14 protein-coding genes are annotated in these 17739 nt (G+C 57.0%); 9 read left to right on the top strand and 5 right to left on the bottom strand.

What is annotated here, in order from left to right; all coding sequences use genetic code 11:
• The first annotated feature begins 12 nt into the window (after positions 1-12).
• Positions 13-1326: an IncP-type conjugal transfer protein TrbI gene (gene trbI, locus AVCG78_RS27125; RefSeq protein WP_012649092.1), complete on the top strand. Its 1314-nt coding sequence runs from the start codon at positions 13-15 to the stop codon at positions 1324-1326.
• Positions 1327-1380: 54 nt separating this feature from the next.
• Here trbI and AVCG78_RS27120 read toward each other — a convergent pair whose 3' ends face one another.
• Positions 1381-2271 (bottom strand): LysR substrate-binding domain-containing protein, encoded by an 891-nt coding sequence (locus AVCG78_RS27120; RefSeq protein ID WP_012649091.1) that lies wholly within the window; start codon positions 2269-2271, stop codon positions 1381-1383.
• A 132-nt stretch (positions 2272-2403) separates the two neighbouring features.
• On the opposite strand from AVCG78_RS27120, the gene AVCG78_RS27115 reads away from it, so the two are divergent.
• The 3 genes from AVCG78_RS27115 (at position 2404) to AVCG78_RS27105 (ending at position 7370) form a co-directional block, all read left to right on the top strand.
• Positions 2404-3519 (top strand): NAD(P)/FAD-dependent oxidoreductase, encoded by a 1116-nt coding sequence (locus AVCG78_RS27115; protein ID WP_197434964.1) that lies wholly within the window; start codon positions 2404-2406, stop codon positions 3517-3519.
• A 93-nt stretch (positions 3520-3612) separates the two neighbouring features.
• Positions 3613-5643, top strand: a complete 2031-nt coding sequence (locus AVCG78_RS27110) for a hydantoinase/oxoprolinase family protein (RefSeq protein ID WP_012649089.1) — start codon at positions 3613-3615, stop codon at positions 5641-5643.
• A 2-nt stretch (positions 5644-5645) separates the two neighbouring features.
• Positions 5646-7370 (top strand): hydantoinase B/oxoprolinase family protein, encoded by a 1725-nt coding sequence (locus tag AVCG78_RS27105; RefSeq protein WP_012649088.1) that lies wholly within the window; start codon positions 5646-5648, stop codon positions 7368-7370.
• Between the two features lie 136 nt (positions 7371-7506).
• Here AVCG78_RS27105 and AVCG78_RS27100 read toward each other — a convergent pair whose 3' ends face one another.
• From AVCG78_RS27100 to AVCG78_RS27090, 3 genes are read right to left on the bottom strand one after another with little or no spacing between them, the layout of a single operon-like run.
• Positions 7507-7860 (bottom strand): RidA family protein, encoded by a 354-nt coding sequence (locus tag AVCG78_RS27100; RefSeq protein ID WP_012649087.1) that lies wholly within the window; start codon positions 7858-7860, stop codon positions 7507-7509.
• Positions 7853-9262: an FAD/NAD(P)-dependent oxidoreductase gene (locus tag AVCG78_RS27095; protein WP_012649086.1), complete on the bottom strand. Its 1410-nt coding sequence runs from the start codon at positions 9260-9262 to the stop codon at positions 7853-7855. The genes AVCG78_RS27100 and AVCG78_RS27095 overlap by 8 nt, the downstream gene beginning before the upstream one ends.
• Positions 9259-9555: a (2Fe-2S)-binding protein gene (locus AVCG78_RS27090; RefSeq protein WP_012649085.1), complete on the bottom strand. Its 297-nt coding sequence runs from the start codon at positions 9553-9555 to the stop codon at positions 9259-9261. The genes AVCG78_RS27095 and AVCG78_RS27090 overlap by 4 nt, the downstream gene beginning before the upstream one ends.
• A 597-nt stretch (positions 9556-10152) precedes the next feature.
• Here AVCG78_RS27090 and AVCG78_RS27085 point away from each other — a divergent pair.
• The 4 genes from AVCG78_RS27085 to AVCG78_RS27070 all read left to right on the top strand — a co-directional run bounded on the left by AVCG78_RS27085 (position 10153) and on the right by AVCG78_RS27070 (position 15515).
• A complete protein-coding gene (locus AVCG78_RS27085) occupies positions 10153-11694 on the top strand; it encodes an ABC transporter substrate-binding protein (protein WP_041699626.1) in 1542 nt (513 codons plus the stop codon).
• A 154-nt stretch (positions 11695-11848) separates the two neighbouring features.
• Positions 11849-12802 (top strand): ABC transporter permease, encoded by a 954-nt coding sequence (locus AVCG78_RS27080; protein WP_012649083.1) that lies wholly within the window; start codon positions 11849-11851, stop codon positions 12800-12802.
• Entirely contained in the window at positions 12799-13656 is an 858-nt protein-coding gene (locus AVCG78_RS27075; RefSeq protein WP_012649082.1) for an ABC transporter permease, read from the top strand. Before AVCG78_RS27080 ends, AVCG78_RS27075 begins: the two co-directional genes overlap by 4 nt.
• Positions 13653-15515, top strand: coding sequence for an ABC transporter ATP-binding protein (locus AVCG78_RS27070; protein WP_012649081.1), 1863 nt, complete (start codon positions 13653-13655; stop codon positions 15513-15515). The genes AVCG78_RS27075 and AVCG78_RS27070 overlap by 4 nt, the downstream gene beginning before the upstream one ends.
• A 152-nt stretch (positions 15516-15667) precedes the next feature.
• On the opposite strand, the gene AVCG78_RS27065 is transcribed toward AVCG78_RS27070, so the two are convergent.
• Positions 15668-16591, bottom strand: a complete 924-nt coding sequence (locus AVCG78_RS27065) for a LysR family transcriptional regulator (protein ID WP_139192341.1) — start codon at positions 16589-16591, stop codon at positions 15668-15670.
• 83 nt (positions 16592-16674) lie between these two features.
• On the opposite strand from AVCG78_RS27065, the gene AVCG78_RS27060 reads away from it, so the two are divergent.
• A complete protein-coding gene (locus tag AVCG78_RS27060) occupies positions 16675-17709 on the top strand; it encodes an ABC transporter substrate-binding protein (protein WP_012649079.1) in 1035 nt (344 codons plus the stop codon).
• Positions 17710-17739: the final 30 nt, after the last annotated feature.

The raw sequence follows: 17739 nt of genomic DNA, 5'->3' as shown, positions 1-17739 counted from the left end.
GGGGAGAATATCATGGTACAATCCCTCAAACTCGGCGGCGCGCAAAACAGTCAAGCGGCATCGGGGATCCGGCGGATCAATCGCCTGCCGATCGTCGTCGTTATCGTGCTGGCAGTCGCCTTCCTTGGCATCATCTTCTATGGGCTTGCCTCGCGTGGGCTTTATTTCGGGAGGGATAAAGGCCCGGAGACCAGTTCCGGCGATCCTGCCTCAACTTTTGCCGATCAGATCAAGCGCGGTGTCACCGACGGTATTATCGGCGAACCGCAGCAGCAGACAACGTTTCAGCCGACTCCGGTCGAAACAAAACAGGTTGAGGAGAAAGCGGCCAACCCCTTCACTCAGCAACCGGCACAGAGACAGGAGCAACGGCGCGGGCAGGAACTGGAACCGGAGGAGGTCTGGCGGGCACGGCTTGCCCGTGAACAACAAGAGCAGATTCTCCGCGAGCAACAGCGCCAGCGGATGGCCCGGATGCAGGCCCGGGACACGGCATATGACGCCCCGCTTGCCATCGACCGCGGCAAACTGGAAGCGCGATCAACAACAGATGACGCGACTGCGGGCAGAACATCCACTGCAACGGCAACAACCTCGGCAAACCCTTCGGACCTCTATTCGGCCGCGCTGCGCGCTGGCCTTGACGGCCAAAACGTCGATCCGAATGGACAGCGACCCAAGGAAGACTTTTTCAATGCCGATCTCAAGGATCTCGGTTACCTGTCGAACCGCGTCGTGCCACAGCAATCGGCATTCGAATTGAAGCGCGGCTCCGTCATTCCTGCGACACTCACTACAGGGATCAATTCCGATCTTCCCGGACGCATCACCGCCCAGGTGAGCCAGAACGTCTATGACAGCGCGACCGGACATCGCCTGCTGATCCCGCAAGGGACGAAACTGTTCGGCCGTTACGACAGCAAGGTATCGTTCGGCCAGAGCCGCGTGCTCGTCGTCTGGTCCGACATCATCTTCCCGAACGGCTCGACACTGCAGATCGGTGGCATGGCCGGGACGGATGCCGAAGGTTATGGCGGGTTCAGGGACAAGGTGAACAACCACTACCTTAAAACATTTGGCTCGGCTGTACTGATTGCCCTGATCGGGACCGGCATCGATATGGCAGTACCGGAGAGTTCGACGCTAGCAACACAGGACACGGCCTCGGATGCAGCCCGGCGGAATTTTGCCGAGACCTTTGGGAGAGTCGCCGACCGGACGATTCAGCGCAACATGGACGTGCAGCCAACGCTCGAAATTCGGCCCGGCTACAAGTTCAATGTGCTCGTCGATCAGGACATAATCTTCCCGGGCAGCTATCGATGACTACATTCGCGCCGCTGGAATGGCGTTAGAGATTTATAGGGGAGCGACTTAAGTTTAGGCGTAGTTCTTGGAAAGATCTTCAAAGATCGAAATCACTGCCATCAGGTCGCTACTTAATTTTTCGCCGTAAGGCTTGATGAAGGACCAGTGGAACTCTTCATCAATTTGTACAGGGCGGGATACGCCGCCACGATTGACGTGATCCTGTGCTGTGAATGGGTCGAGGATCGCCACCCCGAGACCTTTTCTAACCAGTGCAGCAATAACCGGTGAAATAGGCGCTCGCGCATTTACGACTGGAGGCGTCGTCATGTGCGCGAAACGGTGATCAAGCATCCGGCCAGTTGCCGTAGCATCGGTATAATTGATGAACTCCATGCCAGAAAGGTCCTGGAGCCTTATTATCTCGTAGGCCGCTAGAGGATGCCCGTCAGGCATGACACATCTATACGGAAGTGACCCCGATTTAACCACGTCAACTTCATTGGCGTGATGGGTTGGTGAGGTCAACCCGAGAGGACATTGTCGTGTAGCGACCTGACGGACGATGCTTTGGGTCGGCATCGCAAGAAGTTCAAGACGAAAGTCTGGGTGAGATACACGAACATCCGCCATCACGTCCGGCAGGATTGTCTGCGCCAATGCCGGCATCACCGCAACCGAAACCGTTCCGCGTCGTCCTTGTCGGATTTCTCGAGCGGCCTGCTCGATCACGCGCAAACCGAGGAAGCTGCGTTCGATTTCAGCATTAAACTCATGGGCTTCGCGCGTCGCGACGATGCGCCCGCCATGTCGGCTAAACAAGCGCAGTTGCGTGTATTCTTCGAGGTCCCTGACTAGGCGGCTGACGGCCGGCTGGGATACGTTGAGCTCCTCCGCTGCGGCCGAAACGGTGCCTGTGGTCATCACGGCACGGAACGCTTCCAGAGCGCGCTGACTGATCATGGGATCCTCCCTATAACAAATGCGGATGCTCACCGAGCATAATTTTATTTGTCTTATACCAGATGGCATAACAAAACTTCTTCATCAACATTGCGACGGGCGAAGATGCGGGATCTAGGGACGAGAGACATCGTGGTCGTTGGCGGCGGCCTCATCGGTACAGCAGTTGGTTTGGGCCTTGCGACGCTCGGCGCCGATGTTGCTCTCCTAGAGGGCGAGGACACCAATTTTCATGCTGCGCGCGGCAATTTCGGCTTGGTCTGGTCTCAGAGCAAGGGCGCGCGCGGCCGCGATTATGCCAGTTGGACCTGGAGCGCTGTCAAAGCATGGCCTGAGTTTGAGGCAGATATCCGGCGCTTGAGCGGAATCGACACCCACTACCGTTCCGGGCTCGGTCTGTCGCTGTGCCTTTCAGAGCAGGAATTCGAGAAGCGGGCAAAGCTGATCAATCGCGTTGCCTCCTACGGATTGCCCGGGAGCGATGGCCGCATGATTGGCCGCAACGAGGTGCTTGAGATACTGCCTGGCATTGGACCAGATGTGGTGGGCGGCTCCCTTTCTACACTTGATGGCGATTGTCATTCGCTCGCCCTTTACCGGGGCTTATACGGATCGTTCATAGCCGCGGGCGGCAAACTGCGGAGTGGCAGAGCTGTCGACAAGATTGTCTCCCGTGGCAGTCACTATGAGGTTTTTGCAGGGGATGTCGTTGTCCGCGGCCGAAAGGTAGTGATCGCTGCCGGGCTCGGAACGAACGCACTTGCCGTTCCTTTGGGATTTCGTTCCTTCGTGCGACCGGAGAAAGGCGAAATCCTGGTAACCGAACGGATCAAGCCCTTCCTGCCAATTGTACTCGCATCACTGCGTCAGACCCCAGAGGGTACCGTTCTGATGGGAGATACGAAGGAAGATGCCGGCCTCGATGACCGCTCGACGCAACGTGGCATGTCCCACCTCGCCAGCCGGGCGGTGAGAATGTTTCCCCTGATCGGACAAAGCCGCGTCATGCGAAGCTGGGCTGCGCTGCGGGTGATGACCAGCGACGGCGATCCAGTCTACGACGAGTCGCCGACCCACCCCGGCGTCTTCGTCGCTTCCACACATAGCGGCGTCACTTTGGCGCCGATGCATTGCGGTTCTCTTGCGCGCTGGATTGCAGGTGACCAGAAGCCTCCGGAATTCCAGTCCTTCAAGGCGTCTCGCTTCTTGGGCGCGGAGGTGGCGGAGGCTGCACATGCCGATCACTAGAAACACACAGTGTGCAGCCTTGACTGCCTAACAAATCGACGGACAGGTACGACAGTTCCTGTCCACTCATCCATCCACGCAGGAGTATGACCAATGTATCGAATAGGCTTCGATGTCGGCGGGACCTTTACCGACTTTACCGCAATTAACGTAAAGACCGGCGAGGCCAGTCATTACAAAACCTCGTCCACGCCACATGACCCTTCAGAAGCGATCGAGACTGGTCTAGCCTATTTCATCAACGAGCGTGGCTTTCGGCCGGAAGATATCGAATTCGTCGGCCATGGCACCACAGTTGCGACCAACATGGTCATCGAACGCCGTGGTGTACCAACCGGCCTGATCACGACGCGAGGCTGCCGTGACGTGTTGGAGATTGGCCGCCAAACCAGGCCAAACCTATACGACTACAGCGTTGTAAAACCTGAACCGCTCGTTGAGCGATGGATGTGCATCGAGGTCGCGGAACGACTAAATGCCAACGGCGACATGCTCGTCGCACTTGACGAGGAAGCTGTGCGAAACGCAGCCGAGCAGATGAGGCAGGCGGGAATGAAAGCCGTCGCCATCGGCTTCCTGCATTCTTACATTAACGATGCGCATGAACGTCGGGCTGCGGAGATCGTACGCGATGTACTGCCGGACGCCTACATCAGCATCTCTTCCGACATCCTTCCTGAATTCCGTGAATTCGAACGATTCTCGACCACGGTCATCAATGCATATGTCGGTCCTCGAATGGATCGCTACCTCCAGCGTTTCGTAGAACGGCTGAAGACGCTCGAAATCGCATCTCCACCACGCACGATCCATTCCAACGGCGGGCTGATGTCTGTCGACACGGTGCGTGCTTATCCGGTGCGGACCTGCCTGTCAGGTCCAGCAGCAGGCGTTGTTGGAGCAGCTAAAGTTGCGCAGCGCTCTGGCTTCTCCAACATCATCACCTATGATGTGGGAGGAACAAGCACGGACGTCTCGTTGGTGCTCGATGGGACCCCTGCCTTTACGACCAGTCGTCTCGTTGCCGATTATCCGGTTCGCGTACCGATGCTCGACATTCACGTCATCGGCGCCGGTGGCGGCAGTATCGCTGCAATCGATGATGCGGGAGCGCTCAAGGTCGGCCCTCGTAGCGCCGGCGCACACCCTGGTCCGATTGCCTATGGGCGCGGCGGCACTGAGCCGACAATCACCGACGCCAATCTCGTCCTCGGCCGCCTCTCGTCCGACACCTTGCTTAGCGGCCGTATGAAGGTCGACACGGAGGCTGCGCGCCGGGCCATCAATGAGCAGATCGCTAGCCCCCTTGGTCTCAGCGTTGAAGAAGCGGCATTGGGCATCATTCGTATCGCTGTTGCCAGCATGGGCCGCGCCATTCGGGCAGTGTCTACGGAGAAAGGTCATAAGCTTTCGGAATTTGCTCTGTTCGCCTATGGCGGCGCGGGTCCCTTGCACGCAGGGGCAGTAGCACGCGAAGTCGGTCTCTCTGCCGTCCTCGTCCCAACTCAGCCTGGCACGATGTGCGCGCGCGGCATCCTGCTTTCTGACATCGGTTTCGACTTCGTCCGATCGGGCGTCTTCGAAGCGACGGAAGAGAGCTGGCCAAGCGTTCATGCGCAATTCGAGCGTATGCAGGTCGAGGGTCAGGCATGGCTTGACGGGGAAAATGTCGCGGCAGACAAGAGGTCGATGTCTTATGTCATCGACGCCCGCTACGATGGCCAGAACCATGAAGTCCAGGTCTTTATGCTGGACGGAATCAATACGTCCTATCAGACTTTTGTGGAATCGTTTCAAGCGGCGCACCGCCATGAATATGGCTACGATATCGATGGCCGGGCCATTGATGTCGTCAATTTGCGCCTCAGCGTTAGCGGTGCGGTCGCGGCCAAGGCTGATTCCGAACACCAGCCGGATGGTGGTGAAGGCAAGGTAGGATCGAGGCAGGTCTACTTCGATAAAGGCTGGTTTGAGACAGCGATCTACAATCGCTCGGCTCTGCCTATCGGAGAGCCGGTTGAAGGACCCGCCATCATTCAGGAAATGAGTTCCACCACTATCGTCGAACCTGGCCAGTCTGTGCGTGTTGATGCAACAGGCACTATGATCATCGAGGTCCTCTAATCATGAGCAACACCGAAACACTTATCGACGCTGAGCGCATTGCCGATCCCATCGCAATGGAGGTTTTCACCAACCGCCTGCTGGCAATCGCCGACGAGATCGCAAACGCAATGATCCGCGCTTCGTTTTCGTCCAACATCAAGGAGCGCAAGGATTGCTCTGTCGCGCTCTTCTCGTCCGATGGACGCCTTATCGCGCAGGCTAGTCATATTCCGTTGCATCTCGGTTCGCTAATGGGCTCGGTTCATGCGGTTCTAAAACGATACTCTCTCCAGAAAATCACCGCTGGCGACGTCTTCCTCTGCAACGATCCCTATGTTGCGGGCGGCACGCACACGCCGGACATCTCGGTGATCACCCCGGTGTTTCACGAGGGCAAAATTCGATATTTCACTGCGAATATCGGTCACCATTCGGATGTCGGCGGCACTGTTCCTGGCTCGATCCACGGCGGCGCCATATCGATCTTCGAGGAAGGTCTTCGCCTCCCGGTCATGAAACTCTATCGGGCCGGTGTTCTCGATGAAGATCTCCTGTCCATGATCTCGTTGAACTCCCGGTCTCCAGAAGAGCGCTGGCTCGATATCAAGGTGCAGGCGGCAGCAAATGAACGCGGGGCACGGCTGATGCTTGAGCTGACCGACGCACTCGGTGCGGAGCAGGTCACTCGTTCGATCGAGGACGTCTTCGCCTATACCTCCGCCCGATTGCGCAACCGCATTGCTGAGATGCAGGACGGAACAGCTTCGTTCACGTCTTCTATCGAAAGCGATGGTCTCGGCGACACGCCGGTGAAGATCCAGGCGAATGTTACCGTTTTGGGTTCGAAGCTTAGCGTCGACTTCAACGGCTCTGGTCCCCAGGCGCGCGGCGCGATGAACGTCGCAGAAAGCGCCCTCCATGCCTCCGTCTATTACGTGGTCAAGACGTTGCTCGATCCCGGCCTCTTGCCGAATAACGGTATGTTCACAAATATCGAGATCACTGCGCCAGCGGGAAGCATTGTAAACCCGTCGGCTCCTGCGGCTGTCGGCGCTCGCTCCATCACCTGCAACAAGGTCGTCCGCGCACTGATTGGCGCTTTCGCTCAGCTGTTGCCGCCCGAACGCGCAATGGCGGCCGGACAGGATATTGTTCCTGTGATGGTCTTCGCTGGCAAGCGACGTGGCCGCAAGGATGGGTACGTGTATCTCGAATCGATCGGCGGTGGATCGGGTGCGCGCCATGACGTCGATGGCATGGACGGTGTCCACGTCCACGTCACCAACACATCAAACCTGCCGATCGAGCCGCTTGAGACCGAATATGATCTGATCGTCAAGGAATATGCGCTGGTCAATGGCTCGGCGGGTGCGGGCGAACATCGCGGCGGGATGGGAATTGCCCGCGAGATAACGGCTCCCAACGGCAATGTCATTTTCACTGCCCGCTCGGATGGACACCGTGAAGGCGCTCCAGGTGCAGGCGGCGGTGGATCTGGAAGACCAGCGCGATTGGTGATGACGGCCGCAAACGGCGACGAAAAGTTGCTCAACCCGATGATCGCAAACTTGCCGCTTCAACCGGGTGACAGCGTTCGCCTTGAAACCCCTGGCGGCGGCGGCTTTGGTGCCCCCGGCCTGCGGAAGAACTCAGACCTCCGTCGTGACTTGCGCGATGGTCGGTTAAGTGCGGCGGAAAGCGAGGCCCAATACGGCGCTTCCAAAACCGCGGAGGCGCGGCACTAGCCGCGTCGCTCGACGAATTGCAATCGTGAACCGAAAGAAACCCCGCGATAGCAAACGCGGGGTTCTTGTTATTCAGTCCGCTGTTGAGCTTAAAGGCTTGCCGAAAACCCCCCAGTCCATCATTCCCAGCGATCGGTTATCGCGAGCAAGCGGCGGCCGAGACGACCACTTCGATGAGTATACCCTTGCCAAGCTCGGCAACACCGATGGTCGCGCGGGTCGGAAGGATTTCGGCCGGCAGCCATTCCAGCCACGCTTCGTTCATTCCGTCTTTCTGCGAGAAATCCGTGATATAGAGCATCGCGGTCAGGAGTTTGTCCTTTGAGGAGCCAACCTTGGCGAGCAGCGCATCGATTTTTGCACAGATTTCCTCGGTCTGTCCCTTCATGTCCTTGCTCTTGTCGTCGGCAACAAGCCCGCCGAAATAAAGCACACCGTTATGTTCGACCACGCGGTGGTTGATCGTATGAGGCTCGTAACGTTTAATCATGGACCTCAGTCTCCTTCTTTGTGTTGCTCATTGCTCCTTCGCCATGAACCGCGGCAAGTTCCGAAAGAACAAGCGGTTTCAATGGCGGTCGAATGCGGTAATAGTCGATGGTTTGCGGGGTCTCGCCTCGCTCACGCGCAATGATTTCGGTGACGGGCAGACCACAAACTCGACCTTGGCATGGCCCCATGCCACACCGAAGAAATGATTTGAGCTGATTGGGTCCTTGTACGCCGAGCGCAATGTTGCGACGGATATCGCCAGCGGTCACCTCTTCGCAGCGACAGACGATCGTCTTGTCATCGGGGAACAAGACTTCCTCGGAAGGGGCATAGAGGCTTTCAAGGAGAGGTCTTACCGCACTGTCCTTGCCGAGTTCCGCGATCAGTTGCGTCAACCGCTCGCCGTTCCCGCGCCCCGATCGTTCCGCGACCTTCAAAGCCGCGATACGTCCGCGAAGCGCCGCTGACACCGCGCCGGCGATCCCCGCGCCGTCGCCGGCTACAAAAACACCAGGAACGCTGCTTTCGCCGAAGTGATCAAGAACTGGCACGAAGCAGCGTTGATCGCCGTTCCATTCGTGTTTGCAACGCAATAGTCGGGTGATCTGCTGATTTGGGACAACGCCCTGATGGAGGGCAACCGATGAAGTGGCGAGATGAATCGGTCGGCCACGATGATCGAAGGAGATACCTTGCACCGATCCTTCGCCCTCGATGCGCACATTGCTGGCTTTGTGATAGAACGGTATGTCTGCTTTCTTGATGTCGCGAAGAAGGCGGAGCCCCTTCGCAAGGTAACGCCAGCCCTTGAGTGCGCCCGGTAGATGATTGAGCACGGCCCGGACGGGCATCGACTGCCCCATATCGACGATCGCCCTTGGTGGGGCGCCCGCTTTTATCATCTGAAACGCAATAAGATAGATAAGCGGCCCCGACCCAGCCAGTACGACATCGTCGTTGATGGCACCGTGCGCCTTTAGCAGAATCTGGAGGGCGCCTGCCGTTGTAACGCCTGGCAAGGTCCAACCTGGAAGTGGCATTGCTCGCTCTACGGCACCGCTTGCGACGAGTACGGATTTCGCTGAGATCCGGTCCGACGTGCCTGCCCTTGCGTAATCTATCGTATAACTGTCCTCGATGTTCCAGACAGTACCTGAAGGAATATAGGTTATGCCGCTGGCACGAAAGGCTGCGACGAGATCAAGTCCAGCTGCGTAGTCTTTGCCAAGAACAGCGAGGCGTTGGTGGTCCGCGGCTTCGACAGAACGATAGATCTGCCCGCCTGGCGCCGGCTGCTCGTCAATAAGGGCAACGGTCAATCCGGCCGCGTCCGCCTCGATCGCGGCAGCCATACCTGCCGGGCCCGCACCAATGATGGCCAGGTCGTAACTTTGTATCATCCCTGCAACTCCGCAGCGCCGCGCTGCTTGCGAACGGCCATACCTTCTTCAAGGAGGGTCATGCAGGCTTGCCGGTTCGGGACACCATTGATCTCGACGAGACACTCGAAGCAGACGCCCATGAGACAATAGGGGCCGCGTGGCGAACCGGAGACTGACGTGTTGCGCGTCACCTGCTCCGAGGCCAAAAGAAGTGCCGATGCGACAGTGTCGCCCTTGCGTGCACGCAACACGTGCCCTTCAAAAGAAAAGGTCAATTCTGCCGCACTTAGCCCGGCAATATGTTTGAACATCGTATCCCTCAAAATGTCACGACGCGTCGTTTCGATGACATACTGTCAAGCGCGGCCAAGTTAGGCGTGAGGAGGCGCAGCCGGACAGTTTGATCCCGGAAAAAATAACACGTCGGATTGATCGAGATTTATCAGTTTATAGATAGGCCCTATGTCAAAACATTATACGCGCCACTTGGAGTGCGACAGGAAGAATTCGATAGATTGCGCCTCTATCGACGCGAGATCATATGCCATCGCACCCTCCCTATAATAAAACTGAATACTGAATACTGATAATTCTATTGGCGTTATCCAGTCACCAATGCGAGCATTTGAGCGTTGCACGATACATGCGGAGCAAGGCAATGTTTCTCAGCCTTGCATTCGAGAAACCAATAAAAGGGGTATGCAACGTGTTGGGAGAAAAGGAAAAATCCGTCCAACTCGACGTCAGCTTTACGTGCGGTTTGACCGCGTGTGACGGTGGCGCTGCCTCGGGCCAAGGCCCCGTGCCGCTTAAGACAGCCTCCCGGAAGGCACCTGGTATCTTCCGGTTTCTGTAGCGCTTCGGGCCAAGTGCAGACGCTAGCGCAGTTCTAACTCAGGATGGATTTCATGGACAACGTCAGTCGCATTACTTCCCTTTCTCGCAGAGGGTTCGTCTTGGGTTCGCTTGCGACAGGAGCGATGATCGCTACCGCACCACATGCGATGGCACAGTCTGCTGGCCAGTTGCGTTTCGGGCTATCGTCTTATCCAACCAACCTCGCCCCCTTTCAGCATGGCGGAACCGCAGCGGGCGCCGTCAAACTCGCTATCCATCGGGGACTCTTCGGTTATGCGCCCGACGGTAAAGTTCGGCCGGAGCTGGTTGAAAAATGGAGCCGCGAGGGAGACCGGCAGTGGACATTCACCTTGCGGAAGAACGCGGTCTTCCACAACGGTGACCCGGTCGACACTGCCGCCGTCAAATACATGTTCGATCAGATCACGGCGGAGAAGTCGACTGCCTACCTCAAGGCGGCTTACCAGGAGATCGAGAAGATCGACCTTGTCGACGCGCTAACCTTTCGCCTGACGCTCAAAGAGCCAAACGAAACGCTTCTCTACAATCTCGCGAGTTTCAACAGCCCCGTCATCTCTCCGAAATCGACACAGGACCAGATTATCGGCTGCGGCCCCTATCGCATAACGGAGCAGGAGAGGGGGTCTTGGATTCGCGTCGAGGCCTCCAAAGCTTTCTATCGACCCGGCCTCCCCAAAGTGGCAAAGATCGAATTCAAAGCATTTGCAGACGAAGATTCGCGCGTCGTTGCGTTGGAATCGGGTGATGTCGATATCGTCGAATTCGTACCCTGGCAGAGTATGGCGCGCATCGAAGGCGAGAGCAACTTGCGTCTCGACGCGGTCGATGGGCCGTGTCTCGGGATAACTTTCAACATGAAACAGGGGCCGTTCGTTGACAAGCGGATCCGTCAGGCTGTTGCATATGCAGTCGACCGCAGCGCAGTATTGCAGGCCTCGTTCTTCGGGCGCGGTTCCATACTCGAAGGTCTGCCCATCCCGAAAGATTCCTTTGCGTTCGATCCGGCCCTGCAGGGCCACTGGAAACGCGATGTCGAGAAAGCGAGAAAGCTGATGCAGGAAGCCGGTGCATCCGGTGGGATTGCCGCAACAATGCTCTCGACATCGCAATACGGCATGCATCGATCCGCCGCGGAAATTTGCCAGCAAAACCTCGCGGACATCGGCATTGCAGTCGAACTACAGCTTCCGGACTATCCGACGCGCATGCAACTTGGTAATCGCGGCCAGTATCAGTTCTCGATCACAGGCTATCCGGCTCCCTATGCTGACCCGGACGCCCTTAGCGTCATTCTCTCGGGCAGCCCGACGGGATCGTATCTCCGCTCTTATGGATATGAGAACAAGGAGGTCGATGATCTCCTCAAGCGCGGCCGCGCAGTGGCGGATCTCAACGAGCGCAAGAAGATCTACAGCCAGATCGCCGTCAAGGCCCTGGATGACGCAGCCTTCGTCGGACTAACCTGGCGCTCTGAAGGCTATGCCATGAAGAAATCGGTGCAGGGTTTCCATAACTTGACTGGCCCCGCCACGATCTTCTCACCGACGACGCTCGAAGAAACCACACTCTAATCCTCTCTGCGGGGCATTTCGATTGGTCATTCGTGGCCGGCCAAAGCCTTTAGTTGCGGGCCGACTGCGGTGGTGTGAGCTCTTCACCACAGTCGGTGACATGGATAGTCGCCGAACAGGCCAAATCGAGCCTGGCGGTCAAAAAGGAGACATCATGTTTGCTTACGTCGCCAGACGGCTTGGTACAGCGCTCATTATCGTTTTTTGTGTCGCAACTGTGGTCTTTTCTGCCCTTCATTTGGTGCCGGGAGATCCGGTCGAATTGTTGCTGTCCGGCGGAGGAGGCGTTGCACCTCCTCCAGAAGCCGTAGCAGAATTGCGCGAACAGTTGCATCTCGACCGACCGGTATTCGAACAATATCTTGGGTTCCTAGAGAGAAGCGCCCGGTTCGATCTCGGTCGCTCGTTCCTTGATAACAGCGAAGTCGCCAGCCAAGTTGCTTCTCGTCTGCCCCGGACGCTGGAACTCGTCCTGGTCGCACTCGTGCTCGCGCTTTTAATTGGCCTGCCGAGCGGGACATGGGCAGCCTACAATCACAACGGCACTATCGATCGCACCGGACTCGCTATCTCTTCGTTCTTTCTCTCGGTTCCGGTCTTTGTGATTGGCGTCGCTCTCATCTACGCGTTCTCGCGCAAACTTGGTTGGTTCCCGTCAGGTGGCTTTGTCCCCATCACCGATAACGTTCTGCAGCATTTTCAAAACCTATTCCTTCCTGCGCTTTCAATCGCGCTTGGATTGAGCGCAATATTCTTCCGCATGATCCGAACTACCGTGCTCGAAACGATGCGGCGTGATTGGGTACGGACCGCCCAGGCGAAAGGCGTTCGCCCGAGCCGGATTGTAAGGATGCATGTTGTCAGGAACGCGCTCGGGCCGGTCGTCACTCTCGTCGGCCTCAATGCCGGCCACATGCTCGGCGGAACCGTCCTCGTCGAATACATCTTCAACTATCCCGGCCTGTCTTCCCTTCTCGTGCAGGCCGTCGAACAACGCGACTATCCGATTGTGCAAGGCGTTGTGCTGACCATTTCTGTCTGTTTCGTCCTTATCAATCTGGCTGTCGACATCATCTACGGCTCCCTTAACCCGAGGATCCGTGGATGAACGCCATATTCTCAACCCGTTTCGTGAAAGACAGCCGGACCCGTGCTCTGATTTTGCCGGGCGCGATCCTCATGATGATCCTGCTCGTTGCTACCCTTGCCCCGATCATACCGTTGTCCGATCCGACAAAAATGAACGTCGCCCAACGCTTCAGTTCACCTACAGCAACCTACTGGTTGGGAACTGACGAATTTGGTCGCGATATCCTGAGCCGGCTCATTTGGGGAGCACGTGCGACCCTCGCTGTCGCGCTTTCCTCATCGATTATTGCCTGTGTAGCGGGTGTGTCACTGGCCTTGATCGGAGGTTACCTTGGGGAGTTGGCGGAAACCGTTACCGTGCGGCTGACAGATATCATCCTCTCGTTCCCGACCATCCTGCTCGCTCTGCTTGCTGTTACTATCCTGGGGCCGAGCCTCTGGACCTTGATCTTCGTTCTTTCAATTTTGAACACGCCCGGCTTCACCCGCGTCGCATACGGCGAAGTCCTTGCGCTGCGGACAGCAGAATTTGTTGAAGCGGCTCAAGTGCTTGGTCTTCGAACGCCGAGGATACTTCTCGGGACGATCCTGCCGAATATCCTGGCCCCTATACTCGTTCAGTTCTCGCTCACAGTCGCTTCCGCCATCGTGGTCGAGTCCGGACTTTCGTTTCTTGGCCTCGGCGTCGTGCCCCCGACACCTTCCTGGGGAACAATGATCCGTGGCGCGCGGGCAGCACTCGACTTCAACGTGCTCGTTCTTGTGTGGCCATGTCTTGCCCTGATTATCTCAATATTCACGCTCAACTGGCTTTGCGACGGACTGCGTGACGCTCTCGACATTCGTTCCAGAAAGACCGGAGACGCCGAATGATCACGCCTCCTATGCCTTCGCTCGAAACGCGCAGTTCACCGGAAGTGGTACAGCCCGTTCTTTCGGTTGCAGATCTGAAAGTATCGTTCCAAATGCCAAACGGCTGGAAGCCGGTGGTCCATGGCATTTCGTTCGATATCAAGCCTCGCGAGACAGTCGCCATTGTCGGCGAATCCGGCTCGGGCAAAAGTGTCACCTCGCTTGCGATCATGCGGCTGCTGCCCGCAGAGCAAAGCCGAATAGAGGGGAGAATTCACCTCCACGGCAAGGAGTTGCTATCTTTGCAGCCTTCAGAAATGCGGGAGATCCGCGGCCGCGACATCGGTATGATTTTTCAGGAACCGATGACCAGTCTCAACCCATCGATGAAGATCGGCATACAAATCTCCGAAGCCTTGATCAGTCATCGCGGCATGGATTGGGACGAAGCTGCGAAAGAGTCGGTGCGCTTGATGGAGCGCGTGCGCATTCCTGTGGCTTCCCGGCGATTTCACGACTATCCGCATCGTCTGTCGGGAGGCATGCGCCAACGCATCATGATCGCCATGGCGCTTGCTTGCTCACCACGCCTTCTCATCGCTGATGAGCCTACGACCGCGCTCGATGTGACCATTCAAGCCGAAATCCTTTCTTTGATGCGCGAGCTTCAGGAGGAAGAGGATATGTCCGTCCTTTTCATCACCCATGACATGGGCGTGGTTGCGGAGACGGCTGACCGAACTCTCGTTATGTATCATGGCAACATGGTTGAGCAGGGTTCTACTGAGCGGCTGTTTTCAAAAGCGGAGCATCCCTATAGCCGTGCGCTCATCTCGGCCGTCCCGCAGCTCGGCTCGATGAAAGATATCACAAACCCGGTCCGTTATCCGGTGATCGATGTGAAAACGGGCGAAGAGACGATAGGCGCCCGTGCAATGCAATCCTCACCGAAGTCGGAGCAGGTACCGTTACTCCAAGTTCAGGATCTGCAGGTTCGCTTCAATATCCACTCAGGGCTTCTCGGTCGGGTTAGCGGTCGCGTACACGCGGTCGAAAACGTTTCCTTCGACTTACAGGAGCGGGAAACGCTTGCGATTGTGGGAGAGTCGGGCAGTGGTAAGTCAACGATCGGTCGAGCGATCACACGCCTCGTCAATACGGTCGGAGGCGATGTCCGGCTCCGAGGGAAAAGTGTTCTTGACTTGAAGGGTGAAACAGCCCGCCAGATGCGCCAACAGGTGCAAATGATCTTCCAAGATCCCTATGCGAGCCTCGACCCTCGTAAGTCAGTCCGCAAGGCGATTGCCGAGCCGATTCTTGCACACAGTCTTGCACGCGCCAGCGAGATTGATGGAATCGTGTCCGATCTATTGATGAAGGTTGGCCTCCCGCCTGAGGTGATGCACCGACGTCCCCATGAGTTCTCCGGCGGGCAAAGGCAACGGATATGCATCGCGCGCGCTCTCGCCCTGAAACCAGCTATTCTCGTGGCTGACGAGGCCGTTTCTGCGCTCGATGTCTCCATCAAAGCGCAAGTCATCAATCTGATGATGGATCTGCAGCAAGAACTCGGACTGTCGTACCTCTTCATCTCGCATGATATGGCTGCGGTGGAACGGATCAGCCATCGCGTTGCAGTTATGTACCTGGGGGAGATTGTAGAGATTGGGCCGCGTCAACAGGTGCTGAACAATCCCTGTCATCCCTATACCCAGAAGCTGATCGCCGCCGTGCCGGTTCCAGATCCTGCTTTACGGAACAGGGACAAGCCGAAAGACAGCGCCGGCGAAATACGCAATGCGGTTAGACCGGTCGATTTCGTCGTTCCGGAAAGGCGGTACCGAGAGATTTCTGCAGGACATCTCGTGATGGATGCCTAACCTGACGCCGTTATAGGTAGCAGAGACTTGAGTGGGCCATCGCGGATAAGCCCGGCGGGCTGGAATTGTGAGTAGTCGAGCCGTAGCGTGCATGGCTATTCCCCAGGCGCCGCAATCGAACATGGCCTCCCGACAGGACGATCTCTTGTCTGTCACCCAAAGATCGGCGACTGATACTCTTCCGCCAGGAGGTGTATCTCCTGCGCAAATTGCCTAGCAAGCTGTGACATCGGTCGTTGCTGAGCAGTTACCATGGCGAATCCAAAATCGAGCTCGGGAACCAGCAGACGTGCTTCAATCCCGCGGCCGAGAAAATTGATTGCCGTGAAAGCGTCAATGATCGTCACCCCTAAGCCTCTGGCAACGAAAGAGCAGGCGATGGCGGAGAGGGGCGTTTCGATAGCGCCAGGGCTACCGGCGCGCGTTCCCAACGCCCGCTCGATGGTGTGGCGAAGGTAGTTCCCGCGGTCCAGCATCACGATGCGTTCGTTTCGCAACTGATCTGCCGATACCGTCTCATTTTTGGCCAGCGGGTGCCCCTCCGGCATCACCACGACTGCGCGTGCCTTGATCGGTGTCGTGTTGAGCATCGGGCGGTCCGCCGGGACCGCTGCAAATCCCAGCTCGAATTGCCCTCCAGCCACCCGCTCCAGAACGAGGTGCGATGGGATACCATCGAGTGTGATTGAAAGCTTGGGGCGAGTTCCGCTAAACTTTGCCAAACAATATGGCATGAACCCGAGAGCCATCGCAGGAAGTGCAGCGATCCGCAACGATCCTGTCAGGGAATTGCGCAGGTCAACCGCGAAGGTGCGCAACTGGTCCATACCAAGGTACGATCGTTCGACTTCGGCCAAAAATGCGGTTGCTTCGACCGTCGGAGTGATTTGGTTCCCCCTCCTATGAAACAACGCGATTTTCAGATCGTCCTCGAGGTCGCGGATCAGGCGGCTAATTGCTGGTTGGGTAATCCGCAAGGTCTCAGCGGCGGTCGTCATACCACCGGTTAACATGACGGCGCGAAAGGCCTCGATCTGGCGTCCAAAGTTTGACATCCCTCCATAATATTTATGCATCGAAGACCGTCAATAATGAATTTGACTTTATCGAGCCGCGACACAAAATCGAGGCGCAAAAAAATATCCCAGAGGAGAACGAAATGTTTATCAGATTCAAGATCGGGGTCGCTTGTGGCGTTTCGACGCTGGCGCTCGCAATGGCATCGGGGGCAGTAGCCCAGGATCAGCTGATCATCGCAGGCTATGGCGGTTCCACCGAAACCATTATCCGGGAAAAGATCCTTCCAAAATTCGAAGCAGCTAACAATGTCAAGGTGACCTACGTCGCCGGCAATTCGACAGATACGCTGGCAAAGCTGCAGGCGCAGAATGCCAATCAGGAAATCGACGTAGCGCTGATCGATGATGGTCCGATGGCAAGAGCGGTGTCGCTCGGCTTCTGCGCCCCGATCGCCGGCGTCGATTTTTCTACCCTCTACGACACTGCTGCTTTCCCGGACCACAAGGCATCGGGGCTCGGCATTGTTGCCACAGGCCTGATGTACAATAAGAAGGTCTTCGCCGACAATGGCTGGGCTGCTCCTACGTCGTGGAACGACCTGAAGGATCCGAAGTTCGCCGGTAAGGTTGTCATTCCTCCCATGAACAATGGCTATGGCCTCCTGACAGTTGTCATGCTCGCCCGCATGAACGGCGGCGGTGAGAAGAACATTGATCCCGGTTTTGCTGCGTTCAAAAACGATATCAACAAGAATGTCATTGCCTATGAGCCGTCTCCCGCGAAAATGACCGAGCTCTTTCAGACAGGGCAAGCCGTCTTGGGCGTTTGGGGTACCGCTCGCGTGCAGGCGTTGGCCGCCACCGGCTTTCCCGTCGATTTTGTCTATCCGGTCGAAGGCGCGCCGGCCGTCATGACGGCAATCTGCCCGGTCGCCAAGAAATCCGTCTCGCCACTGGCCCAGGCGTTCGTCAAGACTATGCTGTCGAAGGAAGCCCAAGAAATTTTGGCGGAGGAAGCAGGTTCTGCTCCTGTCCTGAAGGACGCTGTCGTAAAGTCTCCAGGAATGATGCCTTATGGCGACGCAGCCAAGAAGCTCGTCACGGCGGATTGGGAAACCATCAATGCCGCCCGTGACGACTGGAACAAGCACTGGACTCGCGAGATCGAGCGATAACAGGGACACAATGCGTTTCCCGCCACGAAG

The organism is Gillisella vitis, assembly GCF_021559775.1.
GTDB lineage: Bacteria > Pseudomonadota > Alphaproteobacteria > Rhizobiales > Rhizobiaceae > Allorhizobium > Allorhizobium ampelinum.
This window is presented reverse-complemented; position numbering and strand designations above follow the sequence as displayed.